Raw genomic sequence first — 24,525 nt, forward strand, 5'->3', positions numbered from 1 at the left:
GAGTCATATTCATACCTCTGCGGTATACCGCTCTACAGCACATCGACATGGCGGGCAGGTCCGGGCACAGCCGATTTGGTCAGCGGCGGCGGGTGCAGACCTGCTCCGAGCTGGCCACGGTGTCGGTGGACCAGACGACGGCGACGGTGAAGCAGTAGTCGTTGGTGCGGTTGAGCGCGTAGATGACGTAGCTGTTGGTGCCGGCGGGCAGCGTCGCGAAGACGTTGCGGTCCTGGCCGGTGCGGCCACCCGCGATGACCACCGGACCCTCGCTGCCGGCCGGGTAGGTCCAGTTCAGAGCGATGCTGTCCCGGTTGTCGCGCAGGGTCACCGCACTGGGCGGACTGCCGGGCGGGGCCCCGGCGGCAGCCGACGTGGGCGCGACGCCGCCCGGGGCGGGCGCCGTGGTGGCCGGCGGACCGGCGCTGGGGGAGTTGGTGGCCGGCGGCGGGGTCGGCTCGTCGTCACCGTCGACCCCGGCCACCCCGGCGATCACCGCGGCCGCACCGAGCAGCACCACGACCACACCGGCCACCAGCACCGGCACCAGCCGGTTGCGCTGCGTCGGCGCCGCCCGGTGCACGGGCACCGGCAACAGCCGGGACGGCGTGTACGGCTCCAGCGGCGCGTACGGGTCCGGCGGTGGGTAGGGGTCGGATGTCGCGTACGGGTCCGGCGGTGGGTAGGGCTCGGACGTCGTGTACGGGTCGGACGGTGGGTAGGGGTCGGACGGTGAGTAGGGGTCGGACGGCGGGTAGGGATCGGCCGTCGCGTGGGGGTCGGACGGCGCGGTGGGTCGGTGTAGCCGGTACACCCCGGGCTGCTCCTCGGCGCCGCCGGCCAGCCCGATCACGGACGGGGGCACCGGGGTGTCGGTGCTGTGTGGCGTCTGCTCCTCGGCCGGCTCGGGCGGCCATCTGGTGCCCGTCGACCCGACCGGTTCGTCGGCTGGCGTGCGGGGATTCGGAACCGCCCCGCCGGCCGCTGCCGGGCCGGCCTGTGATGGCGGAGGTGCCGACGGGTGGTAGCCGGCCTCGCTCGGGCTGTCGCTGTGCGGTGGGACGCGGGCGGCTGGCACCACCGGCGTGTCGCGGGCCGTCGGCGGGTTGTCGGCGCAGACGTGGTCGGGATTGGCGGCAGCGCGGGCCAGGGACGCCACCTGCGCGGCCAGCGGATCGTCGGCGGGCAGGTGCTGCCGACACAACTCACGGGCCAGCGCCAGGTTGTCGTGAGCCTCGGTGAACTGCCCGCAGTCCCGCTGCATCGCCCCGAGCCGCGCCAGCATCTTGATGCCGCTGGGGTGCCCGTCGCCGTACACCTCGCGGTGCAGCTCCCAGGCATCCTGAAGCCGGTCCCGGGCCACCGTGCACTGACCGCGGGCGTACTCGACGGTGGCCAGGTCGGCATGCGCGGCGAGCACTCGCAGGGACTCCGGGCCGTCCTGTGCGGTCAGTTCGATGATGACTTCCTGGTAGAGCCGTGCCGCTCGGGAGTGGCTGCCGACCCGGTGCAGCACCGCGGCCAGGGTCGCCGCGGCGGCCACCGTGCGGGGGTCGGAGCGGCCGTGCAGGCGGGTGCTGGCCGCGTACGCGAAGGCGGCCCATCCTCGGGCCGAGTGCGGCTCACCGAGGGCGACCAGCACCCGCGCCTGGAGGCTGGCCGCCTCGGCCAGTTCGGGCGTGGCGTTGGCCGGACGGGGGTCGGCGTCGGTGAGCGCGTCGGCCAGCAACTGCTGCGCGCCGGCCAGATCGCCGGCCGACACGAGGTGGTGCGCCTGATCAGTCAGTTCACCGAAGCCGGAAGACACGCCCCATCGTGCTCATCCGACGACGGTAAGTACAAGACCCGCGCCGGTGACGATTGGTCACTATCCGGTCAGGTGCTCGGCCAACGTCTCGCTGATCCGGCGCAGTTGGTCGACCTGAGCCGGGCTCAACGCGTCGAACAGGTTCCGGCGTACCCCCTCGACGTGGCCGGGTGCCGCGGCCGCGAGGGTGGCGAATCCCTCGTCGGTGAGCAGCGCGACCTGCCCGCGTCGGTCGGTCGGACACTCCTCGCGACGCACCCAGCCGGCGGCCTCCAGCCGGGCCACCGCGTGTGAGAGTCGGCTGCGGGACGACCCGGCGGCCTCGGCGAGGTCGCTCATCCGCAGGCGGCGACCGGGGGATTCGGAGAGCACGACCAGGAGCTCGTAGTACGCGTGCGGCATGCCCGCGTCACGTTGCAGCTCGCGGTCGAGCGTGTCCATCAGCGCCCGGGAGGCGGCGAGGTACGCGCGCCACGTGCGCTGCTCGTCGGGGTCGAGCCAGCGGGTCATGACCGCCATCATACCCGAAATAGTTGAACGCTCAACTAAAGCGCGCTAGCCTCGGGTCATGGGTATCCACCGGCTCAACCACGCGGTCCTCTACGTCAGTGACCTCGCCCGCAGCGTCGCCTTCTACCGTGACGTGCTGGGCTTCCGCCCGGTGGCGATGACCCCGGACGGCTTCCGGGGCGCCACCTTCCTTCAGGCCCCCGACTCCACCAACGACCACGACCTCGGCCTGTTCGAGATCGGCGCCGCCGCCGGGCGGTCGACCGCCGGTCGGGCCACCGTCGGCCTCTACCACCTCGCCTGGGAGGTGGACACTCTCGACGAGTTGGCTGCCACCGCCGAGCGGCTCGCCGCGGCCGGAGCACTTGTCGGCACCTCCGACCACGGCACCACCAAGAGCCTCTACGGGCAGGACCCGGACGGTCTGGAGTTCGAGGTGGTCTGGCTGATCCCCGCCGACCTGCTCGACGACGCCGCGCTGGCCGCCCGCAAGCAGATCGGTCGGCTCGACCTGGACGCCGAGCGGCAGCGCTACGGCGGGCAGACCCGGGGCGGGGTGGGGATCTCCGTCCCGGCCTGAGCGGTCGTACGGTAGAACGGACCGATGCCGACCGACCGGACCACCGATTTCCTCCGCGAGCTGCTGGTCCGCCAGTTGACGAGCTGGCTGCCCACAGCCCTGCACCGTTCCCGGCGGGCCACCGTCGCGCTTGCCGGCGCCGACGCGGACGGCGCGGTGGCCGCGCTGCGGCTGGTCGCCGCGCACGCTGACCAGTTGCGTGGTCGGCAGGTGACCGTGCTGGTGCTGGCCGACGTCGCCGCCGACCTGCCGGCCCGACTCGGCCCGATCGAGGCGGAGCTGCCGGCCGAGGTCACCGTGCACCTGCTGCCCGGTGACCCGTACCGGCTTCCGGTCGCCGTGAAGGCCGCCGGGGCGGCCGGGGCCCCGCTGTTCTCCTTCGTGGACCTGCCCGGCGCGGTGACGCCGAAGCTGCTCACCGCCGCGACCAACGGCCGCGCCGGAGAGCTGCTGCTGCACACCGGCGACAGCGCCCGCGCCGCGCTGGTTTCCGCCGGGTTCCCCCTGGTCGCCGAGGTGACGCCGGTGCTGCCGGACGGCGAGGCTGCCGGTGTGATCGCGTTTGGCAGCCGCTCCGACCGGAGTCTGGAGGCGGTCCGCGACGCGCTCTGGGCGGTCGGCGCGGATCTGGGCGTGCGCTACCGCGACCCGGCCGACCCGATGGGCGCGACGGTCGACGTGGCTGGCGACCCCGACCTCGAACCACTGGCCCGCGAGTTGCTGGCCGAGCTGCGAGAGGGCGGGCCGCGGCCGGTCACCGAGCTGCGCCGGCACACCCTCACCGCGACCGTCTACCGTGCCGCGGACGCCAACCGGTCGCTCGCCGACCTGCTCGACGCGGGTGCGGTGCGGCGCGACCGCGAGGCCGGCAGGCTGGCCGGCGACGAGATCATCACGCTGGCCCGCTGAGAGCGAACCCCCACGGACGCCGAGCGGGGTGCCGGTGAATCACCGGCACCCCGCTCGACTCCCGGGATGCTACGACCGGGACTTGTCCTGCTTCCAGGACAGCGGACCAGGCAGGTCGACCCGGTGCGCCCGAGCCTTGGAGTTCCAGGACCAGCGCCCGATCTTGATGCTCCACGAGGAGAAGCCGTTCTCCGTGAAGTTCAGGATGATCGGACCGTACTTCTTGCGCTTGCGAAACATGAGGCCCATCGGAGGACTCCCCTCGTCACCAGTTCCCTGCCGTGTCGAGATCGAACATGCCCGCAGCGGTGAATTCCGAAACCCCCTCGCCGTCCCGCTTGGACAGTGCCCGGGCAGTCCCAACCCGACGGACGGACGGTCAGCGTGGCTCCCACGCGTCGGGCAGCGCGGTGAGCTTGCGGACGTGCGCGGGCAGGCGACCGCTGATGATCTCAGCGAGGCTCACCTCGTCGACGACGCGCCGCACCGCCGCGCGCACCGCCACCCAGAGGCCGGGCAGGTTCTCCGCCGCACCCTCGTACCGGGTCTCCTCGGGGCGCAGCCCGCGTACCCCGGCCAGTGGGCCCTCCACGGCGCGCAGCACCGCGCCGACGGTCACCTCGCGCGGCGGACGGGCCAGCGTGTATCCACCCTCGGCGCCGCGCTGGGCGCGCACGACGCCGGCCCGGCGCAGATCCGCCAGGACCGCCTCCAGGAACTTGCGGGGCATGTCCTGCTCCGCGGCGATGGCCTGGGTGGACAACAGTGAGGGGTACGCGGTGGCGAGGCTCAGCGCTGCCCGTACCGCGTAGTCGCCGCGCGCGGAGATCTGCACCCCGTCATCATGCCCGGCCGGTGCCGCGTGCCGGTCCGGCGGGCGATCCGGGTCGCCCGGAGTAGCCGCCGTTCGCCGGCTCGCCGAGGGTGCCGGGGCGGAACCTGCCGCCGTTGGCGCCCGACGGCTCGGCCGGCGGTCGGGGCCGGACCACCCGGCCGGCCGCCGGGTGCAGCCGTGCGGCCCGGAACGCGCCCGGGCTGACCCCGACCTCGCGGGTGAAGAAACGGCCGAAGTTCGTGGGTTCGGAGAAGCCGAGCTGTCGGCCGATTTCCGCGATCGGCTGGTCGGTCGCGGCGAGTAGTCGGCTGGCCTGCAGGGCGACCCGCTCGTCGATGATCTGTTTGGCGCTGCGACCGGTCACGGCCAGGCAGGCCCGGGTCAGGGTCCGCACCGAGCAGCGGAGCCCGAGCGCGTAATCCTCCACCCGCCGAGTCTGCGGGTAGCCGTACTCCACCTCCCGGCAGAACCGGTGGAACGTCTCGTCCTCGGGCCGGGGCGTCGGCCGGTCGGCACTGGCCAGGGCCAGCCGCAGCAGCAACACGGCCAGTTGATGGCGGAGCAGCGCCCGGGCGGTGCGGCTGTCGGGGTGCCGCTGGCAGTCCACCGCCAACTGGCTCACCTCGCTGATCACCGCGTCCTCGTCCTCGCCGGCCAGTTGCCGCCAGGTCACCGGCGTGTCCGCGTCGACGTCGAAGCTGCGCAGCGACTCGGGCTCCCAGGAGACCACGGTGGCGTCGAACTGCGGGCCGGCGCAGCGCAGCACCTGGCCGGGGCGGACCCGCAGCAGCGTGCCGGGCCGGCACGGCAGCAGGTGGAAGTCGAGTTCCGCGTCGCCGTGCCCGCGCGTGGTGAGGATCAGCAGCTCCCGCTCGACGATCACCGGCCGGCGCCAGCCCGGGTCACGGGAAAGCTCGGCCAGCGCGAACGTGGCAATCTCGTCGGGTACGGGTGAAGCCGTTCCGAGCGGTGGCGCGGGGGAGGGACCGGTGGCGACCATCGCTAGCGACGGTAGCCCGAACCGCAGGTCACCGCATCCTGATCGACGCGGGTAGCGGAATCCGTGTCACACCGCGGGCTTGTCGTCATCCCGGCGGCCGGGCTACGTTACCCGGCGGTAGTGCCGTCCGGTCCGTGACCGGCGGCGCCCCGCCGGCCGCCCGACCGGCCGCCGGCCCCCGCCGACTCGCGATGGGATGGGCATGACGACGCTGTTCTCGGTCGAAGGTAAGACGGTCCTGGTCACCGGCGGGTCGCGGGGGATCGGTCTGATGATCGCCCAGGGCTTCGTCCGAGCCGGCGCACGCGTGATCATCTCGTCCCGCAAGGCCGACGTCTGCGAAGCGGTCGCCAAGGAACTCTCCGCCGAGGGCCGCTGCGAGGCCATCCCCGTCGACCTCGGCGACGACGCCGGCGCCGAGGCGCTGGCCGCCGCCGTACGCGAGCGGTTCGGTCACCTCGACGTGCTGGTCAACAACGCTGGCGCGACCTGGGGCGCACCACTGGAGTCGTACCCGGAGGCCGCGTTCGACAAGCTCTGGGCGGTCAACGTCAAGGCCGTCTTCCGGCTCACCACCGCGCTGCTGCCGGCGCTGCGCGCCGCCGCCAGCGCCGACGACCCGGCCCGCGTGATCAACATCGGGTCGATCGACGGCATCCGGGTGCCGTTCATGGAGGTGTACGCGTACTCGGCCACCAAGGCGGCCGTGCACATGCTCACCCGCAGCCTGGCCCATCAACTGGCCGGCGAGCAGATCACCGTCAACGCGATCGCCCCCGGCCCGTTCGAGAGCAAGATGATGGCGTTCGCTCTGAACGACCCCGAGAGCCGGGCCGCCATCGAGCAGCAGGTGCCCCTCGGCCGGATCGGACGCCCGGAGGACATGGCTGGCACGGCCATCTACCTCTCGTCGCGCGCCGGCGCATACCTCACCGGCGCGATCATTCCCGTCGACGGCGGCATCACCACGCACGGCTGAGCACCGCCCGACCCGGGCGGGCGTGCCCGCGTACCCCCGGGTGTGCCGGGGCCGCGCGGACTCGGCAGATCCGCGCGGCCCCGACAGTGGCCGGTGTTGCCCGTTCGGGCGGTGGTCAGCGACCGGCGAGCAGCCGGTTCACCGCAGTGTCGACGTCCAGGTGCTCGGCCTCGCGACCGCGCGGGACGACGACGTAGGTCCGTCGAAGGAAACGCACCAGGACGCTGCGCGGCACCTCGAAGAGGGCGTTGCCGTCCGGTGACGAGAGGGCCAGCGCGACGAAGTCGCCGCGCGGGGTGGCCCAGGGCCAGACCCGCACGTCACCGATGCCGGCTGGCTCGTCCAGGCCGGTGACCAGCAGTTCGCGGGCGAAGGACCAGCTCACCGCCTCGCCACCGGCAGATTCGGCATGGAACAGGACATGGACCGCATACGGGTCAGCAGGGTCGTAACGCAGACTGGCACGCACCGGCAAGGCGGTGGCGTCAGGTGCGACGAGCCTTAGCGACGTCTCGACCTCTACGGTCGTCGGTCGGATGACACTCATGGACGTTCTCCCCCCGGCACCGCTGCGGAACGCGCGTGTCCCGCTTTTCCCATACTCAGGTGCTACTCCTGGCTACGCTCCGCCATACGCTGACTTCACCCAGTGGTGGGAAGGGGGACGGAAAGGCCTCGTGAACGCGAGCATTCAGGTAGGATTTCCGGTTCTGCCCAGTGCGTGATCCCGCCCGGCATCGGGTGGTTCAGTCGTCGACTTACTCCGGTAACGTCCAGTCGGCCGTTGCAGTGACGGGCCCGGGCGACACTGGGGGGTGAAATGGTGACGAAGCGATCCTCAATGGATCAGCCTGCGGCGTTCGGCCCGCCGAAGGTCGCGGTCCGAGCAACCGAAAAGCGGGGGTACGCAGTGCCGAAGGAGCAGCCCGATCGCACCGGTCGGCCGGCGTCCGACGCCGATCGCCCCGGCGGTGTCCTTGTCGACGGGGATCCGCCACGCCGCCCTCGTTGGCGGGAGCGGATCTCGATGACCCTCGACCTCATCCGAGCCAACCCCACCGGCCGGATCGCCCTCAAGATCTTCATCGCGATCGCGGGAGCGGTCGTGGTGACCATCGGCATCGCCCTCATCCCGCTGCCCGGGCCGGGCTGGCTGCTGGTCATCGCCGGACTCGGCATCTGGGCCGTCGAATACCACTGGGCCCGCCGACTGCTCGGCTTCACCCGCCGACACGTCCACGGCTGGACGCAGTGGGTGACGCGACAGTCACTGACAGTGCGAATCGTGCTCGGCTCTGTCGGCCTGGTCTTCGTGGCCGCCGTGGTCTGGCTGTCCCTCAAGTACAGCCTCGGCATCGACGTGGTGGCCGAGGCGATGCAGTACCTCGCGCGGCACTGACCCCGGATTTCCGGTCCGGTTCCACGATCGGGTAGAGTCAGTGTCGCTGAGGGCGATTAGCTCAGTGGGAGAGCGCTTCGTTCACACCGAAGAGGTCGCTGGTTCGATACCAGCATCGCCCACTCTCAGTTCCGCAGGTCAGAGGCCGCTTCCCGGGTTCGGGAGGTGGCCTTTCTGCTGTCGTGCAGCAGCGGCGTCAGTGGCCGAGTGAATCGCGAACGCCCTTGAGCGCATCCCTGGTCGCTTTGTTTGATATCTGGGTATAGATCTCCATCGTCACGCTGGAGCGGGCGTGTCTCAGTGCCTGCATGGCGACTCTGGGGTGGACGTCGAGGAGCCAAGCGGACGTGGCTGGCCGTCAGGCAGCCGTAGGGTGCGGACATGTCTGAGGAAGTTGTTCTTCGCCTCGACCGACCGACAGCCACGTCGCTCGCGGACCTGATCTACAACATCGGTGAGCACCAAGCCGCCGGCATGCCTGTCGCTCAGTTGTCGAGTGACGACAGCGAAAGGCTCGGGCGAGTGCTCCACGACCTCTGGCGAGCCTTGGGCGTCTCGCTCCCGTACGGCGATGTTCCCGGGAAGGAACCTCGTCGCCGGATCTGATCGTTGTCGCGTGGAGGTCGCTGACAGCAGCGGTGACAGCAAGTGCCGAGGGGAGGGCAGCCGCCGCGGCCGGACGAAGACAGCGGTCCGAGGTCGCGGACGCGGATGGACCCCGCCGGACGCAGCGCCCAGAACTTACAAAGCGAGGGGTCGTGTATTCGCTGGCTCAGCGTCGTTGCCCCGCGGCCCTCTCGACTTCACGGAGGACCAGGCCGAGAGTTTGCGAGCGGCGGTTGGTCGGTAGTGCAGCCCATGCGAGTCGGGCGTGTGTCAGTCCGCTGGGTCCGTCGCCGGCTTTGGCCATCATGAGTGCGCGATGAAGTTCGATATGGGTGGCGAAGCGGGTCAGCGAGGCGGGCCGGAGACGGTCGGCGTTGATCTGGGCCTGCTCGCCGCGTTGGATGAGCCCGAGGCGGGCGTAGAGCATGGATCGGAAGGTCGCCATGCGCCAGGCGGGTACGGCGGCGTCGGAGATCTCGCCGTCGGGTGAGGCGGTGCGCTCGAAGACACGTTGGGCGTCTTCATCTGCGACGATGGCTGCGGCGGTGTCGCCTCGTCCGGCGGCGATGTGAGCGCGGGCCATCAGCGCTTGGACTTGGCCGAGTGACGGACGGTCGGACAAGCCAAGCGCTTCGTCCGCGTAGCGCTGCGCGACGGGGAGTGCGGCGCCTTCGTAGGCCAGGGCGATGGCGGCTCGGCCCCGTACCCAGACGCGGACGGCGAGGTCGTCGGAGCGGTCGGCAGCGACGCGGGCGGTGTCGTACCAGCCGATGGCTTCGGTGGGGTCCTTCGTCGTCTTTCCGTAGGTGGTCAGGGCGCGGGCTGCGGTGGCCCACATGATCGGGCTGTCGAGCTGCTGTTGCATGACGACGAGGTCGTTAGCGAGCCTGATCTGAAGCGAGTCCGCGCCGATCTCCATGTAATCGCGGCCGTACTGGTCGACGCGGTCACGCCAACGATCGACGCCGTCGCGGTGTCCGGCGAGCGCGGCGGTGAAGCCGTTGCGGATCAATTCGTTGGCAGCGATCGGGCCGATGGTGGCTGCGGCGAGGAGGTCTCTGCGTCTCACGTCGGCTTCTCCCAACGCTCGCGCATAGGCGAGCACGATGTCCGGCGTCGCGGTCCGGCGTCCCGCTTCGACGTTGCTGAGATGCGAGGCCGAGTAGCAGGTACGGGCCGCGATGGAGGCCAGTGTCACGCCGGCCTCAAGCCGAGCCTGCCTCAATTGCGCACCGAGGTCATCCATCGGATCCCCTGTGAAAGGTCCTGAAAGCATCGAGGTGCTTCCGAGCGTAGTCGCGCGGTCACCAGAGTAGATCCCACATGAGGCAGGAGCGGAAGCGCTGCGGAGGCAGGGATGAGTGACGACGCCGCAGGCGACAGGACAACCGAGCGGGTGCAGGCTGCGGAGCAGGAAGCAGCCAGGAAGCGGGTTCTGGAGCAAGGCCAAGGCGGACCGCATTCCGGTCGAGGAAACGACGCGGGCGGTGCCGGAGCGGCGGTGGCGTCGTGACCGGTGATTCGGTTCCGATTGGTCGGCGCGTGGCCTACCTGCGAGCACGGCGCAAGCTGTCGCAGCAGTCGTTCGCGGATCGACTGGGGAAGTCCAAGAGTTGGGTGGACAAGGTCGAGCGCGGGGTGCGGTCCCTGGAGCGGCTTTCGACCATCCGGGAGGTCGCTGCGGTTCTTCGGGTCGACGCCGCGACACTGCTCGGACGGGACGTTCGATCCGTGGAGTTGGTCGAGCGCGCGGAAGGCATCTTTAAGGTTCGGGCGGCCCTTTCCGCGTACGGGATGACGAACAGCGGTCTGGTTGCTTGCCGGGACGCGTCACCTGATCAGTTGGGCCGGGCGGTCGGGCACGCGTGGACTACCTACCAGCACGCACGGTATCCGCAGCTGATCGAGCAGCTGCCGGTGTTGTTGACAGGTGTTCAACGGCTTCAGGCACAGGAGTCGGGCGCTGAGCGTACGGCCGTGGTGGAGGCGTATCGGGTGACGGCGGCGCTGCTGGTCAAGCTGGACGAGGCAAGCCTCGCCTGGCTGGCTGCCGATCGGGCAATGTCCGCTGCCATCGGTGATCCGGTGCTACTGGCCTGTGCGGCGGTGCAACTCGGCCAGGTGCTGCGCGCGTCGGCGCGGTCGAGGTCGGTAATGCTGGCCGCTGCGTACCGGATTGCTCCAGCCGATCCGAACGACGGCACACCGCAGGAGCTGTCCCTGTGCGGATCGCTACTCGTGCAGGCTGCCCTGACGGCGGCCAGAGCGGGCAACGACCGCGACGCTGGTGGCCTGCTGAACGAGGCGACGGAGATGGCGATGCATGTGGGCGATGGACACGACCACCATCACACCGCCTTCGGGCCTGTGGTCGTTGATCTGGCCCGAATTACCGCGGCAATCGAGCTGGGCGACGGGAAGCGCGCGGTTACGCAGCACGAGGAGGTCGTCGAGCGAGAGGAATGGCGATGGTTGCCGCTCGAACATCGTGCTGCCCATCTCGTCGATGTCGCTCGCGCGTACCTTCAGGTCGGCGACGTGATCACGGCGGCTCGGAGCCTGCTGCTGGTCGACAACATCGCACCATCGGAGATACGGCACCGGCCGGCGGCGCGGCGCGTCGTCGCCGAGGTTGCCCAACGGGCAGACGCCCCTACGACGATCACCGATTTCGCCACTGGCCTCGGCCTGGTTTGAGCGCGCATGCCCTCCAGGGGTCAGAAGGAAATCGGCGGGCGCAGATCGTGTCGGCCGTGTTCGCCATCGTGGGTCTGCGGCCGGAGCGGGTAGTGCAGGCACCCTGATTGGTCGGCCCGTGCTCGGGTAGGGCAGCGGAACCACGCCCGTCGGGTAGTCGCCGCTAATGCGGTACGTGGATGCGGCCTGGAGTACGCGCAGCCGAGAGCGGCGCGCAGGTTTGACGTAGTCACTCGCGGTTCAACGGACGACGAGTGCGTCGTCGATGCGTAGAACGCTGTCGTCGTGGTGGATGTGCTGAACCTCGTCGAACGCGGTGCTGGTTATTCGGAACCGCGACGGTCGGGTGATCTCCTTGCTGGCGAGAGTCCACGGTACTGCGGGGTCTGCGCCGGGCACCGCGGCGAGCAGGACGGCACTGCCGTGGTGAGGGGCGTCGTAGTCGTCATGGGGCTCGTCGTACCGCGCGTGACGCAGCATGACCGGGCCGGAACGGATCGCCGCAGGTGGCACCTCGGGTGGTACGTGACGCCACCCTCGTTCAAGCTCCGCGAACGCTGTCTGGCGCTCGGCTCCACGGCGTGCGCTCGCGGCAAGGATGGCGCTGCCCGCGTCGGCCGCGACACGGCAGATGTCGAGGATCGGGACGCCAGCGGCCAGGTTCGGATAGTGGTGGACCAGCCGAGCGTGGTTCATCAGCATGATGAGCGCTCGAGTGGCGGCCCGCTGCGGTGCGGTCAGGGTCGACGTCGGTGCCGGCTTCCGCCGTTGCGGCCGTGTGTGTGGCGTGGTGAGGTCGGCTGCCTGGCCGGCCGTCGACTCGTACCATCGTGGGTCGTCGGGCCAGACTGAAGCTTCGGTCGCCTGCAGAAGACCGCTGCGCCCGATCGCCACGGCCGGCCCGGAGCTAGTGCGGCTCACGACCATGCCGATCCGGTCGTCGGCGTCGAACTGTAAGTCGGTGACCCCGTTGAAGGTGAACCTCAGCGGCGCGGCGGGCCAGGGCATTGTGGACCCGTCCCGCGAGACACGTCCGGTACTGGGTGTGAACCGCCGTGGAGTGGCCAGGGTCAGGTGTACCTGCAACCCCTCATCCGAGGGTCGTGCCGTGAGCGAGCGCACGCTGCCGTTGGCGAGGTCGTAGTCGTGGGCCAGCGCGTCGATGATTTCCGCGGTCAGCCGGAAGGTGCCCGGGAAGACGCGCCCTTGGTAGTCCCGATGTACGGAACGCTCCGGCCTTGCGGTGGGGAGCACCCTGTCCAGGCTCGGGTCCAGGTCGACTATCAGCCCGCGGCGGTCGGCCCCGAGGTCAGCCATCCACCGCAGGGCGCTGCTGGCTCGTCTGGACCGAAGTGGCCACGGAGCACCTGCGGCGACCACCAGAGGCAGAGTGTTGTTGTCCCAGATGTCGGCGATGCGGCCGATGCGAGTCGCGTCGAAGCTCCGGGCGTCCGTGGCCAGGGTGGCGATCTCCCGGATGGAGCGATCGAGCAGCCCGGCGAAGGTTTCCAGCGGCGAGCTCACGTCGGCGAGTATGGCACCCGCGCGAAGAGGAGGGCCGCGTCGATCACGGGGCGACTTGCCGTGGGGGTGCTCTCCGATCGACCGATGCGGCTGTTGGAGCCAGTGCTGGTGCCAGCCAAGGCATTGGGCCGGCAGCTAACGATCGGTCGGCGGCCCGGTGCGAGCCCGGTTGGGGAGAGCAGGTTGGGAGCAACAGGGCGCCCTGAACGGCCTTGAACTGCGTTCAACGGCAACGGACGGCGCTCAACTGCACCCACCCCTGCCTGCAGCTCCACGTTCCCGCAGGTCAGAGTCGGTCCGGCGTCCTGGTTCGCCGCGGAGCGCTCCGCGGTTCTGCCGAGCAGTCGACGACGCCCTATGTTTCCTGGCGGGGTGATGTGCGCAGGTCAAAGCGGTAAGTAGGCACCCCGCTGTGTCAAGAGACGGCGAGGAGCGGTGTTCTAGGCTGGGAGTCGGCGGGTCCGGGTAGTGACTGTTCCGAAGTGTTGACCATGGGGATCGGGTCAGCCGCGCTGGATTGCAGAGTCGCCCCCGCGTGTCCTCCCGGGCCCGTCCTCGTCTGTCTTGCATCGTTGATCATCTGCTTGTAGACGACGTCAGACAGGCGTCGTTTCAGGCAGCGCATGGCTTCTATCGGGGTCTTGCCCGCGGCGAGTTCGCGCCGGTAGTAGGCGCGGCCTTCGGTGTCTTGGCGCAGTTGGACGATGGCCATGATGTGCAGGGCTCGGTTGATGCGCCCGTTCCCGGCACGGGACAAGCGGTGGCGTTTGTGATCGCCGGAGGAGGCGTCCAGGGGTGCTGTGCCGTTCCAGGAGGCGAAGTGCCCGCGGCTGGCGAACCGGCTGATGTCAGCGATGTCGCCGATCAGGCGGGCGGCGCCGGAGGGGCCGATGCCGTTGAGGTCCTGCAGGCTGCTGCCGGTGGTCTCGACGAGCTCTGTCAGTTCCTTGTTCGCTGCCTTGATTTTCTTGTCGACCTGGGCCAGCTCGGTGATCAGTTCCGACGCCAACCGCCGGCGAGTGGCCCCGACAAGCTCACGCGGCCGAATCGTCTTGAGCAGGGTCCGGGCCTGCGGGGCGGACAGGAACTGCTTGGCCCCGCCGGGTAGCAGTTCCAGCAGGAGTTTGTGGATGCGGTTGAGCAGGCCGGTGTGGGCGTGGCCAAGACCGTCGCGGCGATCAACGAGTAGGCGCAGCGCAACGGCCACATCGTCGATGGTGACCTGCCGCAAACCCTTGGTGCATAGGGCTGCGACCGCGACGCTGTGGGCGTCGACTGGGTCGGTCTTGCGGCCCTGACCGGTGTCGAACACGCGAGCCCGCGCGGACAGTTTCGCCGGCACGTCCACCACGGTCTCGCCGTCGGCGACGAGGCGTTGAGCGATGTGCCGCCCGATCCCGTTACAGCCCTCCACCGCCCAGATCCGCTCTTTGTGCTGCCGGCCGAGCTTGAGCGTGGCCTGGTAGCCGTCGCGGTCGGTGCCGAACCGGCCCTGGGCGAGGATCTTCTCGCTGTCGTTGATGATCTCGATGGTCGCGGATCATGAGTGAGCCACACCGAACCGCGGTAGGCAGCCGATGAGAGAGCGACCCCGCCGGTCACCTCGACCAAGCCTGGCCGGGCTGCGGTCGTAGCACCAGTAGATAAGTAGCCGATGAACGAGCGTTTGCCTGGCCCTACGCTCTGTACGTGAGTAACGATCGGATAGCTGATCCCGAGTTGGCCGCGCTGCTGCGTTCGGTGCATGCCCAGCCCGTCAATGGCGTGCCAGAGATTGCGGCGTTGCGTCAAGCGGCGCGCGCCCGGGCTGCCGCCCGCACCCCGGGACCGACGATGCCCACCGTCGACCGATTGATCGCTGGGGTGCCGGTGCGGATGTACCAGCCCGGCCTTCTCCCCGTCATCGTCTATGTGCATGGTGGGGGCTTTGTACTGGGAGATCTCGACACCCATGACGCCCAGGTGCGGCGGCTCGCTGCGGCTACGGCAGCAACCGTCGTCGCGGTCGATTACCGCCGGGCTCCGGAGCATCCATGGCCTGCAGCGGTTGACGATGCTGTCAGCGTCGTTGCAAGTATCGCAGCGGATGGAACGCCGGTTGCGGTGGCCGGCGACTCTGCGGGCGGCCTCGTCGCTGCACTGACGGCGCTGCGGTTGCGCGGAAAAGTGTCGCTGCTGGCACAACTGCTGGTCTGTCCCAACGCCGATCCCACGCTTCGCATGCCCAGCATTGCCGAGAAGGGACACGGCTGGCTGCTCGACGTTGACGAGCTACGGCGATGGATCAGCATGTGGCTGCCTGACCCTGCCATGCGGGGTTCAGCCGCTGTCAGCCCGCTCGTCGCCGACCTGAGCGGACTGCCGCCGGCCGTCGTGGTAACGGCAGAACATGACCCGCTTCGCGACGAAGGCGACGCGTATGCCAGCCGACTTATCGATGTTGGGGTGCCAGTAGTGCACCGGTGCGAGGCTGGGCTAGTGCACAACTTTCCGACCTTGCGCAATGCGTCACCGGCCGCCGCAGCGGCGGAGGACCGTTTCCTCGCCGACGTGGCGGCGCTGTTACGGGCTCGGTGAGCTCGTTCGCCGACAGCCACTTCGTCTGGCTCGGACCTGACTGGTCACCAATCACCGAGCGGATCCCGACTGTTCCTCGACGCCGACCCGCACGCCGTCGTCGGGCCATTATGCGTCGCTGCCTGGACTCGGCACATCCGCTTCTAGCGCCGCAGGTGCTGTAGATCGACATAGAGCGTCTCGGGTGAGCAGGCTGAAGTCCGCCGCAGTTCCGTCATCTGAGAAGCCGATCCCACGGGCAGCGTCCTGAGCAGGCCCTTCAGGCTGGCGACCTCTTCGGTGGACCCGAAGGCGTCAGCGTTGGCGTCCCCGCAGAGGCGGTAGGGCGGGGTCCGCTCGTGTCGAATTGAGTGCGCCGCTAGTTCGTCCGCCGATCACGGCTGGCGTGGCGGCCAGATTCCTTGCCGGGCGAGGCGATCAAGGTAATCGAGTAGCTTCACCTCGCTGCGAGCAAGCCTCTCACGCTCGGCCGTCGGCAGATCGGCAAGCAGGTCCCGGAGGCGTTCGTTCCGCGGCACGAACACCATGGCACCGGAGTACTCGCGGCAGTTCGAGCACCACGCCAAGCCAACGCAGCGCTCGTAGAACTTGTCAGAGGGCGCGTATAGGCGGTACCTGTAGGAGGAGATCTCGCCGGCACACCCGACGGCGTCCCCACCACGGACCCCATGAATCGTGCTGACTTTCGACCATGCCCACCTGGCAGACCTGTGCCCCATGGCTTTGATCTTTCCTGGCCGCCAGCCCAGGCCGCCATCCTGATCTGCCGATGATCACGCGCTCGCGACGGGGAGGGCGTCCCTGGTCGCCTTGTTTGATACCTGGGTATAGATCTCCATCGTCACGGAGGAGCGGGCGTGCCTCAACACCTGCATGGCGACTCTGGGGTGGACGTCGGGGCTTCCCCCGACCGCTTCGACAACATCGAACAGGCCCGAACCTTCTGCCGCGACTTCTTCACCTGGTACAACATCCAGCATCGGCACTCCGGTATTGCCTGGCACACTCCGTACAACGTCCACCAAGGACACGCCGGCATCGTCCACGCGGTCCGCGCCGAGGTCCTGACCGTCGCCTACCAGCGCCACCCCGAACGATTCGTCCGTAAACACCCTGAACCAGCAGTCCTGCCCGCAGCGGTATGGATCAACCCACCCGCTCAGGAGCAGGACGACCAGCAGATTCACTCGAAGAATCCCTGATCAACCCGCCTCAAAAATCTTGACACCTTCCGCAGTCGGATCCCGAGATCTACCGTTCGGTGAATGTCGCCATCGACATGCTCGCCGAGATCGGGCCAGGTCTGGGACGCCCGCTGGTCGACACGGTGCAGGGTTCGAGGGGCCCGATCTACGCTTCCGCCGTCAGTCCGAGATCCGGATCTGCTCCAGGCGCGTCAGAGGCTCCTGGAGGTACTCCATGAGCTCCCGCAGCGCGTCCTTCTCCGCCGTGGTGATCACAACGCCCTCCTCCCACACGGCGCCGACGAGCGTCGTGATCGCCAGGTCCCAGGCCCCGGCGCCGGCGGCGTCCCGGACGATCGGCAGGTACTTCGGGCTGATCTTGGGTGCGAGCTGGTCGATGATTCGGAGGGTGCGCCGGATGTAATCGTTGACTTCCATGGGTCTCCTGTGGGTGCGGTGGTTAGGCCAGCGGGTTGGTGCGGACGCCCTCGCCGCTGGTGGGGTGGCCGCCGGAGATGCTGCCGTCCTTGTCCAGGGTAACTTTGCAGGTGATGCCGTCGCGAGTGCCGATGACGACCCAGCCGTCGCCGCCGGGACGCGCCTGAGGGCGGCTGTCGGGGTTGGCGGCGATGCTCTTGAACCAGCCCTCGACCTGCTCCTTGGTGGTGCCGGGCGGGAAGAGCGTCTTGCCGGGCTCGGTGGAGGAGGGCTTGTGGTCGCCATTGCCCTTGCCGTCGCCGTCCCAGATCTTGTCCATCGCCCCGTCGCCCATCTGACCGAAGCGGTGCATGTCGTACTTGGCGTCGGTGAACTCGGGGTCGTCCCAGGGGTTGGTCCTCTTGGGCGCCTCGGGCTCGGAGGTGTCGGCGCCCTTCGGGTGGCCCTCCTCGGCGCGCTGTATGCCGCGCTGCTGGGCTGGTCCCACGCGCTTGGGCATCATGCCGGGGCTGAACTTGGGACGCTTGGGGCCGTCGCCGTCACCGCCGTGCGGTGGGGTGGGGCCTGAGGGGTGCTTGTTGTGGAGGCCCGCCACAGCGAACAGCACCACCAGGACGGCGGTGGTCCGCAGAGCCGCCATGAGTTGTCGCATCGAGGGCCGCCTAGACGTCGAGGAGTGCGCGAAGGGCGGAGAGGCTGGCGATCAGGCCCATCAGCCAGCCGAAGATGCGGCCGGTCCAGCGGACGACGGCGACCGCGAGCTGGGCGGCGACAAGCGGTGTGGCGACGCCGAGGGAGAAGACCACCTCGGCCAGCCACACCACGACCTTGGCGATGCAGTCGGCGATGAAGGCGCGCACGACCTCCCGCACTATCTGCACCACGGTTCCCGCACCACGGGTCGCGGCACCCATGCCGGCGGCCGTGCCCGCGAAGATCCCGGCGACGTCGATGTTGATGGTGAGGATGTCGCGGTAGGCGTCGGCGGCGGCGCCCTGCCATCCGTCGAGGTCGCCGACCAGCCGCGCCTTGAGGTCCTCGGCGATGGAGAACAGCTCACTGGCCATGTTGTCCCAGGTCATGGCGTGCGTCTCGATGGTCTCGGGATCACCGGCGAGCCAGTCGAGTGCCTGCTTCAGTGGCTCGACCTGCTCGACGGCCCACTCGATGCCCATCGACAGGAGCGTGCTGAACGGGTCGATGGCGATGGCCGCCCCGTCGAGAGCGGCGCCCAAGCCCGCGATTGAGCCGTCGATCCAGCTGCCGGAGTCGATGGCGTCCTTGATGCCCATGTAGTCGTCGGCAAGCGGCAGGCCGGTCCAGCCGTCGCGGTGCGCGGCGCTGGTCGAAGGGATGTCGGAGGTCGTGGCGACCAGTGGGTTGCTCATGAGAGGACGCCGGGCCGGCTCAGGTCGCGGAGTGGAAGGAGTTGAAGCCGTCGGTGGTCGACTCCTCGGTCCGCTCGTAGGCGTCGGCGGTTTTCTTGATTCCCGCGGCGAGCAGCGCGATGTTCTCGGCGAGCATCCCCACGCCCTTGTCCTGGTCCCGGTGGCGTCCCTCAAGGATGGGCGGCAAGAACTGGCAGAGCTGCCCGTACGCATCGTCGGCCTGGAAGATGGTGCCGCTCGCGGCCTTGACGGCGGCGAAGCGGTCGTGAATGGCCAACATGGCCGTCGCGTGCGCGCGCAGGGCCTCGACGTCGACCTCGAATCCCCCGTGCATCAGTAACGCCCCTCTTCGTCCTCGGTGTCGGCGGTCCGGAATCCGGCCAGCAGGGCCCGGCCGGTCGCCGAGTCGGCGCCGACCGTCTCCCGCACGACCTCGGCGGCGGCCTCGGCGAGCTTGACCCGCGCGTTGCGATAGGCGCCCATGATCGCCTGCTGCGTCTGCTCCAGGCCCATGCGCTGCACCCGCGCGGAGAGCCGGACGTCGGCCATCGCCCCCGTGGAGTCGACGGTGACCTCGACGATCCCGTGGGCGTCGGTGGCCGTGACCCGCAGCGCGCGCAAGCCGGCAGCGGCGGCCTGCGTGTCGGCGGCCCGGCGCGAGGCATTGGCCTGCCATGCCTCCAGGCGTTCCCGCGCATCCTCGGCGTCCAACAGCGGATTACCCATCGCGCCTCCGTTTCGGTTGCCGAGCAAGGGCTTTAGCGGCGTCAGTGTAGCCACGGCCCGCCACACCAAGATTGCCGAGCGAATGCGGCGTGATCTGATCAATCTGGATCTCGGCGACGTGGGTGCTGATGATCGCCTTCTTCGGGCCTGCTCGACCTGGCGGCGGTGATCGGCCCAGGGAGCGCCCACCACCTGGGCGGCCAGGTGTGATGAGCCCGGTCAGCGCCGCAAGCGCAGCTTTCCTGCGTGTCACCCTCGCCGTGCGCTCCCAGACTGGCCGCAATCGCACGTGAGCACACCACACGCCATCTTCGTGGCGGTGGCCTGTGCGTTCAGTGTGGAACTCCGCTCCGGACTCGTTGGTAAGAACCTGCGCGGTCGCCAGATGAATGGCGTCGAGACTGCGCAGTGTCGGCTCGGCGAAGCATCGGGCCGTCAAACGCTGACCAGAGATAACCAGCGACGACCAGCGGCCCCGAAGAAACAGCAGGTCAGCTGCCGTGTTTGAGCGGCTGACCTGGTGGGCGACGGACGAGTCGACCTGTACGCCGGATTCCGTACTGTGGCAACCATGCCGAGCGGCCTGCCTCTCCTCCTGCTGGACGTCGACGGGGTTCTGAACCCGTTCGGGGCTGACCAGTGTCCATCCGGCTACGAGGAGTTCGATTTTCTTCCCGGACGAGGAGCCGGTACGGCTGTGCCGCGCTCACGCGGCTTGGCTTCGGGAGCTGGGTGACCGGTTCGAGATAGCCTGGGCAACCGGGTGGGGTGCCGAGGCGAATGCGACTTTCTCGCACCGGTGCTACAGCTTCCACAGCTGCCCGTGATCGGCTTTCCTCCGATCCCGTTCGAGCCACGGGAGAAGGTGCCGGCCGTCGCCAAATTATGTGGGCTAACGACCTGCGGTATGGATCGACGACGCGTTACGTCGGAGGAGCGTGCCTGGGCCGAGGGCCGTAAGGCACCGACGCTGCTAGTTGATGGCGATCCAGCCGGAGGGCTGACCCAAGCGGTAGTCCTCCGAGCGCTCGTTTGGGCGGAGGACTTGCTTGCCGGCGGCCGGAGCTGGTGACGCAGCAGCTCTCGGAGTCGGGGCACACATGGGGCACAAGACAGCGTCAAACGTCAGCAACCAGCAACCAGTGGCATGAGCCGCCGACCCGCGACCAGCACGCCGGCATCGTGACGCAGGTCAGGCCACGGCGGCACAACGTTCCGCTTCAACTCAACCAGGTGCGTTCGTTTGTCGCTCCGATTGCCGGGACCGCCTCAGCCGACCCAGGTCGACACCGTAGGCGAGCGCGAGGGCGAAGGTCAGAGCCCCACCGGCCCAGGCGGCCAGCCAGAACCAAATGCCGCGCAGGTCGAGGCCGCGGCCGCTGGCGAAGACGGGATCGTGCGGCGGCGGAAAGAGTCGATGGAATGCGGGAGCGGCGCAGAGGATGATCGCCCCGGACGCGACGATGCCGCCGACCACAAGGAGCCGCAGGGATCGTTGACCGAAGTCTCGCTGCCGGATCAGATTGGCGACCAGGATCAGGCCGACCGGGCCGCCGAGGAAGAGAGCCCCGCAGCCGATGAGCGTCGCTGTTCCGGACGTCACGGCCCGATGCTACGTCCGTATCTGACCGTCAACCGGAGGCGGACTTCAGGAGTTCGGGGTCCGCTGTCGACAGCAACGCTGACAGCAACCTCGCCGGACGGCAGCACCCTTACGAGCGCTGGTATGGACGAAGCTCCGAGCGTGCAGCCGCTCCCGGACGTGTGCGGACGAGATGAACAACGCTTGTAAGCGAGATGTCGCGGGCGTGGCGGCCGGCTCTGCGAGGAGATTTTCTCGGCGACGAAGACGCCGACGCCGGGTAGCGTTTCGGTCATCCCTTTGATCCGTAGTACCTGCATGGCGCGGTCGATCACCGGCTCGGTGACCCCGTAGTGCTCGATCAACTCTCGCCGACTGGGCAGCTTGGAGCCAGGCTGGAACTCGCCTGACGCTATGCGTTCGGCGAGGTCGTCGGCAATCTGCTCGTAGCGGTAACGCGGTGGCACGTGGTTCTCCTCGGTTGGCAAGAGGAGGTCGATTCCCTCGGTTGGCGCTGTGGGCCGTCCTCGCCGGCGTGGATGTTCGGCGCGTCTCCCGCGTTCGGGCATCCACGCCTCCAGATCGCTCCGACACAAGGAGACGGCGGTGCTCCCATCGACATGGGCAGGGCAGACCCTGGCGCGAGCGGCCGAGGCGAGCTGCCATGCCGAAGCCGCCACCGCATCCCGATCAACCGCGGCCACTGGCCCAGCCAGGACGGCCGGCAGTGACCACTCACCACCCGATCAAGCCGGCCTGGACGTGCGGCGGCTGTGCGGGGGAGTGGCCATGCCAGACCCGGTGCCAAGAGCTGCGAGCCGAGTACGACCGCGCCCCGGTGTCGATGGCCCTCTATCTGGCCGCCCAACTCGTCGATGCCGCCCATGACCTGGCCCACGTTCCCGCTCGCCACCTGCGCTACCGCTTCCTCGGTTGGACCCGATGAGCACCCTGCGGCCGGGTGATGAGAAGTTCCACTACAGCGACGGCTCGCACAAATGGATCCCACCGGACCCGGACTACGACCAGGAAATCTGGGACGAGTAGGTCCGCCAGCACAAGCACGGCCACCTCAGGAGCGAGCGCCCGAAGGTCCGCATCCAACGCCTCGTCTGACGCCAGCAGTACAGCAGTTAAGTACAGCAACCCGGCCAGCCGAACCGAGCCGAGAAGCGCGCTAGCAGGCCGTGCGAACTCGCATCAAGCCCGATCCGACCGGCTTGCCGAGTTCACACCGAAGAGGTCGCTGGTTCGATACCAGCATCGCCCACCCTTAGTTTCTGCGGATCCGAAGGCGTCAGCCATGGCGCTCCCGGTTGTCAGTCGGGCAGCATCCGCACATGCCGGAAGTAGTGTGTGGCCGAAGGTGATATCCCCGACCGTCGTGGTCCCCGGAATTGGTCTAGGCGACATCGGCAGTGGGACACCGGGCGGATCGACCCAAACCGCTGCGCTACCTTGCTACACGTGGTCGTTGCAGATTCTTTCGCCTCCACGTTCATCGCTGCGGCTGACCCAGCCTGGCAGCAACAGGGAGCGGCGCTCGTCCACGAGTTGCAGGCTGTTTTGGTACCGGTGGCACGGCGGGTGGATCATATCGGCAGCACCTCGATCCCCGGCATGGCAGCCAAGCCGGTCTTCGACCTGCAGGTCAGCGTCGCTGACCTCGACGCCGCCGTAGCGGCGTTCGACGAACCGCTGGCCGCCCTCGGATTCTGCCGACGACCATACGAGCGAGACCACGTACCGGCCGGTCGTGACGACCCGCCACATAGGTGGGCCAAGCGATACTGGAACAAGCGAAGCGCCGGTGAGCGGCAGGTCAACCTGCATTGTCGGCTCGTAGGCTCACCGAATGAGCGGCTCGCCTTGCTGTTCCGGGACTGGTTCACGGCGCACCCGCTAGCAGTGCCAGCGTACGCACGGTTCAAGGGCGCTCTGGCCGCCGCCGTCGGCGACCTGGGCGTCTACACGGACGTCAAAGACCCGGTGGTCGACCTCGTCGTGACCGTCGCGGAGGAATGGGCTGCCGCCACCGGCTGGTCCCCGGGCGGCGACGACCGTTGAGGTGGCCGCTGACTGCGGGCGGCGGTTTGCTTGCGGTACTGCCGCTCGGGCCGGCCGCCGCGTTCGCCGTCTCGCAGTGGCCCCGCAGCCTAGTAGCCGCGCCATGGCTTGACTGGTTCTTGGTGTGGTTGCTGGTCGGCGTCGTGTGCCTGGCCTCGGTGGTCCTCGATCGGAGCGTGCACCCCTTTTCGTCCCCTCGCGTCGTTGGGGGGAGGCTGACGGCGGGCAAAGTTCAGTGGGTTGCCTCTATGGCGACGTTGGCAACCGTGGTGCTGCTGTGCGGCTGCGGTTCGGTCCAGCCGCATGATCTCTGAGGTCCTGGTGGCGCTGGGGGTGCTCGGCACCAAGACAAAATGGGTGGCCTCGCCAGCCCGTCCCGCCCTACCTTGCAACTGGATCTTTTTCTCCGACCCAGTCAAGAGAGGACTTCACCCCCCGTGACGCCGCCTGCTCTTTAGACCTGACCTCTTTCCGTGCATCGGTCGCCGACGTCGCCGTCGGCTCTTTTCCCATGCCTTCCGTCAGGTCTTCAGAGGGATCATGTCTACGCGTCCTCATATCGTTCCGTCCTGGACCATTCGGCGCACGCCCCTTCCCCTGCTCGGGTTCCGCTGCGTCCACTGCCATTCCGGCCTCGCCAGCAACGGCGATGGCACGTTCCGCGTCAATGCCAACGACGAACTCCTCGACATCCTGCTCCTGGTCACCTGCGTCTCCTGCGACCGCACCAGCAAGATCACGGATCACGACCGGGTCCCGGTCCGGTACCTGGATCCGATCCTTCTGCAGGGCTACTCCGGCAACTCCGCCCGCCGTGGGGCTGAGCTGGGGCGACAGGCAAGGTGGCCGTGCCCCGGACTGCATCATGCGGCGGTCCGCGCGCGGTCGCTCATGACCGGGCGCGAACGAAGATCAGGGCCGGCCCGATACCGGCGACGAAGGTGAACGGCCGGGTGCATACATCCGGTGCGGCTGCTGCTCCGTTCAGCCGATCCGGCGGACCTGCTGCAGGCTGTCCGGCAGCTGCGGGCCGGTTGGGCGGAGACGATCGAGCGGCTGCGAGCGATGCCCAGGGGTTCGGAGCAGCAGCGCGTCAGCGGCAAATGTCTTGTGCCCGTTGTCGGTGGACAAGGCGGCCAGTAGGACACCGTGCCGCGTACGCTGCCTTGGTGCAGATCGACTTGGTTGCCCTGATTGTCGACGAGTACGACCCAGCGATCGCGTTCTTCACCGACGTACTCGGCTTCGACCTCATCGAGGACTCCCCATCGCTGACCAATGACGGTCGACCCAAGCGGTGGGTGGTCGTTCGACCGCCGGGCGCCCAGACCGGGATCCTGCTCGCTCGCGTCGACGGAGAACACCAACGCGCCGCAATCGGTAACCAGCTAGCCGGCCGAGTCGGGTTCTTCTTGCGCGTCAACGACTTCGACGCCGCTTACCGGCGGATGGTCGAGGCCGATGTCACCTTCGTCCGGGAGCCGCGGACCGAGCCCTATGGCCGGGTCGCGGTCTTCCTCGACATCGCCGGCAACCGGTGGGACCTGCTTGGGGCCAGCTGACGTCGCGCACTTGCTCGCTGAGGCGCCAAGGTCACCCACCCTGATCGGCCGCTGGCCGAGAACTTTGCCGATGACAGCGCTCGTCCCGAACTCGTTGCAACCCGCTGGGGGCCAGATGTGAAGGGGCACCTCTTTCGAGATGATCCGCCAGCCTG

General features: G+C 68.8%; 31 protein-coding genes, 1 tRNA gene and 2 pseudogenes. 15 read left to right on the forward strand and 19 right to left on the reverse strand.

Annotation, left to right across the window (positions count from 1 at the left end; all coding sequences use genetic code 11):
• Positions 1-79: 79 nt before the first annotated feature.
• Positions 80-1,807 carry a tetratricopeptide repeat protein gene (locus C7C45_RS07645; RefSeq protein WP_110562947.1) on the reverse strand — a complete coding sequence of 576 codons (1,728 nt, stop codon included), beginning with the start codon at positions 1,805-1,807 and terminating at the stop codon, positions 80-82.
• Positions 1,808-1,867: 60 nt separating this feature from the next.
• On the reverse strand, positions 1,868-2,326 hold the full coding sequence (locus C7C45_RS07650; protein ID WP_110562987.1) for a MarR family winged helix-turn-helix transcriptional regulator: 459 nt from the start codon (positions 2,324-2,326) through the stop codon (positions 1,868-1,870).
• A gap of 49 nt (positions 2,327-2,375) precedes the next feature.
• Between C7C45_RS07650 and C7C45_RS07655 the strand changes: the two genes are divergently transcribed.
• Positions 2,376-2,897: a VOC family protein gene (locus tag C7C45_RS07655; RefSeq protein ID WP_110562948.1), complete on the forward strand. Its 522-nt coding sequence runs from the start codon at positions 2,376-2,378 to the stop codon at positions 2,895-2,897.
• A gap of 24 nt (positions 2,898-2,921) precedes the next feature.
• Positions 2,922-3,806 carry a hypothetical protein gene (locus C7C45_RS07660; protein ID WP_110562949.1) on the forward strand — a complete coding sequence of 295 codons (885 nt, stop codon included), beginning with the start codon at positions 2,922-2,924 and terminating at the stop codon, positions 3,804-3,806.
• A 69-nt stretch (positions 3,807-3,875) separates the two neighbouring features.
• Here the strand turns inward: C7C45_RS07660 and C7C45_RS07665 are convergent, their stop codons facing one another.
• The 3 genes from C7C45_RS07665 to C7C45_RS07675 all read right to left on the reverse strand — a co-directional run bounded on the left by C7C45_RS07665 (position 3,876) and on the right by C7C45_RS07675 (position 5,641).
• A complete protein-coding gene (locus C7C45_RS07665) occupies positions 3,876-4,055 on the reverse strand; it encodes a DUF4236 domain-containing protein (protein ID WP_030333600.1) in 180 nt (59 codons plus the stop codon).
• Between the two features lie 130 nt (positions 4,056-4,185).
• Positions 4,186-4,641, reverse strand: coding sequence for an RrF2 family transcriptional regulator (locus C7C45_RS07670; RefSeq protein WP_110562950.1), 456 nt, complete (start codon positions 4,639-4,641; stop codon positions 4,186-4,188).
• 7 nt (positions 4,642-4,648) lie between these two features.
• Positions 4,649-5,641, reverse strand: a complete 993-nt coding sequence (locus C7C45_RS07675) for a helix-turn-helix transcriptional regulator (RefSeq protein ID WP_110562951.1) — start codon at positions 5,639-5,641, stop codon at positions 4,649-4,651.
• A gap of 202 nt (positions 5,642-5,843) precedes the next feature.
• On the opposite strand from C7C45_RS07675, the gene C7C45_RS07680 reads away from it, so the two are divergent.
• Positions 5,844-6,620: a glucose 1-dehydrogenase gene (locus tag C7C45_RS07680; RefSeq protein WP_110562988.1), complete on the forward strand. Its 777-nt coding sequence runs from the start codon at positions 5,844-5,846 to the stop codon at positions 6,618-6,620.
• Positions 6,621-6,735: 115 nt separating this feature from the next.
• Here C7C45_RS07680 and C7C45_RS07685 read toward each other — a convergent pair whose 3' ends face one another.
• On the reverse strand, positions 6,736-7,167 hold the full coding sequence (locus tag C7C45_RS07685; protein ID WP_007457244.1) for an SsgA family sporulation/cell division regulator: 432 nt from the start codon (positions 7,165-7,167) through the stop codon (positions 6,736-6,738).
• Between the two features lie 294 nt (positions 7,168-7,461).
• On the opposite strand from C7C45_RS07685, the gene C7C45_RS07690 reads away from it, so the two are divergent.
• On the forward strand, positions 7,462-8,019 hold the full coding sequence (locus C7C45_RS07690; protein WP_110562952.1) for a TIGR02611 family protein: 558 nt from the start codon (positions 7,462-7,464) through the stop codon (positions 8,017-8,019).
• 50 nt (positions 8,020-8,069) lie between these two features.
• A tRNA-Val gene (locus C7C45_RS07695) sits at positions 8,070-8,141 on the forward strand.
• 74 nt (positions 8,142-8,215) lie between these two features.
• Here the strand turns inward: C7C45_RS07695 and C7C45_RS34860 are convergent.
• Positions 8,216-8,353: pseudogene (locus C7C45_RS34860) on the reverse strand (site-specific integrase); the annotation flags it as partial.
• A gap of 47 nt (positions 8,354-8,400) precedes the next feature.
• On the opposite strand from C7C45_RS34860, the gene C7C45_RS07705 reads away from it, so the two are divergent.
• Positions 8,401-8,625 (forward strand): hypothetical protein, encoded by a 225-nt coding sequence (locus tag C7C45_RS07705; protein WP_110562953.1) that lies wholly within the window; start codon positions 8,401-8,403, stop codon positions 8,623-8,625.
• A gap of 166 nt (positions 8,626-8,791) precedes the next feature.
• Here the strand turns inward: C7C45_RS07705 and C7C45_RS07710 are convergent, their stop codons facing one another.
• Positions 8,792-9,871, reverse strand: coding sequence for a helix-turn-helix domain-containing protein (locus C7C45_RS07710; protein WP_110562954.1), 1,080 nt, complete (start codon positions 9,869-9,871; stop codon positions 8,792-8,794).
• A 111-nt stretch (positions 9,872-9,982) separates the two neighbouring features.
• Between C7C45_RS07710 and C7C45_RS33975 the strand changes: the two genes are divergently transcribed.
• Together C7C45_RS33975 and C7C45_RS07715 are read left to right on the forward strand one after the other, a co-directional pair.
• Positions 9,983-10,138, forward strand: a complete 156-nt coding sequence (locus C7C45_RS33975; RefSeq protein ID WP_167454679.1) for a hypothetical protein — start codon at positions 9,983-9,985, stop codon at positions 10,136-10,138.
• Positions 10,135-11,322: a helix-turn-helix domain-containing protein gene (locus tag C7C45_RS07715; protein WP_110562955.1), complete on the forward strand. Its 1,188-nt coding sequence runs from the start codon at positions 10,135-10,137 to the stop codon at positions 11,320-11,322. Before C7C45_RS33975 ends, C7C45_RS07715 begins: the two co-directional genes overlap by 4 nt.
• Positions 11,323-11,562: 240 nt before the next feature.
• On the opposite strand, the gene C7C45_RS07720 is transcribed toward C7C45_RS07715, so the two are convergent.
• A complete protein-coding gene (locus tag C7C45_RS07720; RefSeq protein WP_110562956.1) occupies positions 11,563-12,846 on the reverse strand; it encodes a hypothetical protein in 1,284 nt (427 codons plus the stop codon).
• Between the two features lie 415 nt (positions 12,847-13,261).
• A complete protein-coding gene (locus C7C45_RS07725; protein ID WP_110562957.1) occupies positions 13,262-14,377 on the reverse strand; it encodes an IS110 family RNA-guided transposase in 1,116 nt (371 codons plus the stop codon).
• A 158-nt stretch (positions 14,378-14,535) separates the two neighbouring features.
• On the opposite strand from C7C45_RS07725, the gene C7C45_RS07730 reads away from it, so the two are divergent.
• Positions 14,536-15,423: an alpha/beta hydrolase gene (locus C7C45_RS07730; protein ID WP_244200284.1), complete on the forward strand. Its 888-nt coding sequence runs from the start codon at positions 14,536-14,538 to the stop codon at positions 15,421-15,423.
• Positions 15,424-15,797: 374 nt separating this feature from the next.
• Here C7C45_RS07730 and C7C45_RS07735 read toward each other — a convergent pair whose 3' ends face one another.
• Positions 15,798-16,142: a hypothetical protein gene (locus C7C45_RS07735; RefSeq protein WP_110562959.1), complete on the reverse strand. Its 345-nt coding sequence runs from the start codon at positions 16,140-16,142 to the stop codon at positions 15,798-15,800.
• 168 nt (positions 16,143-16,310) lie between these two features.
• Between C7C45_RS07735 and C7C45_RS33980 the strand changes: the two genes are divergently transcribed.
• On the forward strand, positions 16,311-16,625 hold the full coding sequence (locus tag C7C45_RS33980; RefSeq protein ID WP_341866475.1) for an integrase core domain-containing protein: 315 nt from the start codon (positions 16,311-16,313) through the stop codon (positions 16,623-16,625).
• Positions 16,626-16,684: 59 nt separating this feature from the next.
• A pseudogene (locus C7C45_RS35810) lies at positions 16,685-16,762 on the forward strand (type II toxin-antitoxin system RelE/ParE family toxin); the annotation flags it as partial.
• Between the two features lie 25 nt (positions 16,763-16,787).
• Here the strand turns inward: C7C45_RS35810 and C7C45_RS33570 are convergent.
• The 7 genes from C7C45_RS33570 to C7C45_RS34865 form a co-directional block, all read right to left on the reverse strand.
• Entirely contained in the window at positions 16,788-17,045 is a 258-nt protein-coding gene (locus tag C7C45_RS33570) for a hypothetical protein (RefSeq protein ID WP_146247288.1), read from the reverse strand.
• Between the two features lie 22 nt (positions 17,046-17,067).
• The gene (locus C7C45_RS07755) at positions 17,068-17,697 is read right to left on the reverse strand and encodes an EndoU domain-containing protein (RefSeq protein WP_110562962.1); all 630 of its coding nucleotides are present in this window, start codon (positions 17,695-17,697) and stop codon (positions 17,068-17,070) included.
• A gap of 10 nt (positions 17,698-17,707) precedes the next feature.
• Positions 17,708-18,433 (reverse strand): WXG100 family type VII secretion target, encoded by a 726-nt coding sequence (locus C7C45_RS07760; protein ID WP_110562963.1) that lies wholly within the window; start codon positions 18,431-18,433, stop codon positions 17,708-17,710.
• A 19-nt stretch (positions 18,434-18,452) separates the two neighbouring features.
• On the reverse strand, positions 18,453-18,767 hold the full coding sequence (locus C7C45_RS07765; RefSeq protein WP_110562964.1) for a type VII secretion target: 315 nt from the start codon (positions 18,765-18,767) through the stop codon (positions 18,453-18,455).
• Positions 18,767-19,159: a YbaB/EbfC family nucleoid-associated protein gene (locus tag C7C45_RS07770; RefSeq protein WP_110562965.1), complete on the reverse strand. Its 393-nt coding sequence runs from the start codon at positions 19,157-19,159 to the stop codon at positions 18,767-18,769. The genes C7C45_RS07765 and C7C45_RS07770 overlap by 1 nt, the downstream gene beginning before the upstream one ends.
• Positions 19,160-20,384: 1,225 nt before the next feature.
• Positions 20,385-20,762: a hypothetical protein gene (locus tag C7C45_RS07780; RefSeq protein WP_110562966.1), complete on the reverse strand. Its 378-nt coding sequence runs from the start codon at positions 20,760-20,762 to the stop codon at positions 20,385-20,387.
• The gene (locus C7C45_RS34865; protein WP_244200285.1) at positions 20,759-21,208 is read right to left on the reverse strand and encodes a winged helix-turn-helix domain-containing protein; all 450 of its coding nucleotides are present in this window, start codon (positions 21,206-21,208) and stop codon (positions 20,759-20,761) included. Before C7C45_RS34865 ends, C7C45_RS07780 begins: the two co-directional genes overlap by 4 nt.
• A 260-nt stretch (positions 21,209-21,468) precedes the next feature.
• On the opposite strand from C7C45_RS34865, the gene C7C45_RS07790 reads away from it, so the two are divergent.
• Positions 21,469-21,687, forward strand: coding sequence for a flavin reductase (locus C7C45_RS07790; RefSeq protein ID WP_110562967.1), 219 nt, complete (start codon positions 21,469-21,471; stop codon positions 21,685-21,687).
• A gap of 521 nt (positions 21,688-22,208) precedes the next feature.
• Positions 22,209-22,808 carry a GrpB family protein gene (locus C7C45_RS07795; protein WP_208641098.1) on the forward strand — a complete coding sequence of 200 codons (600 nt, stop codon included), beginning with the start codon at positions 22,209-22,211 and terminating at the stop codon, positions 22,806-22,808.
• Between the two features lie 381 nt (positions 22,809-23,189).
• Here the strand turns inward: C7C45_RS07795 and C7C45_RS34870 are convergent, their stop codons facing one another.
• Positions 23,190-23,555: a hypothetical protein gene (locus tag C7C45_RS34870; protein WP_244200290.1), complete on the reverse strand. Its 366-nt coding sequence runs from the start codon at positions 23,553-23,555 to the stop codon at positions 23,190-23,192.
• On the opposite strand from C7C45_RS34870, the gene C7C45_RS34875 reads away from it, so the two are divergent.
• Together C7C45_RS34875 and C7C45_RS07815 are read left to right on the forward strand one after the other, a co-directional pair.
• The gene (locus C7C45_RS34875) at positions 23,508-23,753 is read left to right on the forward strand and encodes a DUF1062 domain-containing protein (protein ID WP_244200289.1); all 246 of its coding nucleotides are present in this window, start codon (positions 23,508-23,510) and stop codon (positions 23,751-23,753) included. The genes C7C45_RS34870 and C7C45_RS34875 overlap by 48 nt on opposite strands.
• Before the next feature lie 221 nt (positions 23,754-23,974).
• Complete coding sequence (locus tag C7C45_RS07815) at positions 23,975-24,370, forward strand: VOC family protein (RefSeq protein WP_110562969.1); 396 nt, start codon at positions 23,975-23,977, stop codon at positions 24,368-24,370.
• Positions 24,371-24,525 lie beyond the last annotated feature (155 nt).

It is taken from the genome of Micromonospora arborensis (assembly GCF_003205615.1).
GTDB classification, from domain to species: domain Bacteria; phylum Actinomycetota; class Actinomycetes; order Mycobacteriales; family Micromonosporaceae; genus Micromonospora; species Micromonospora arborensis.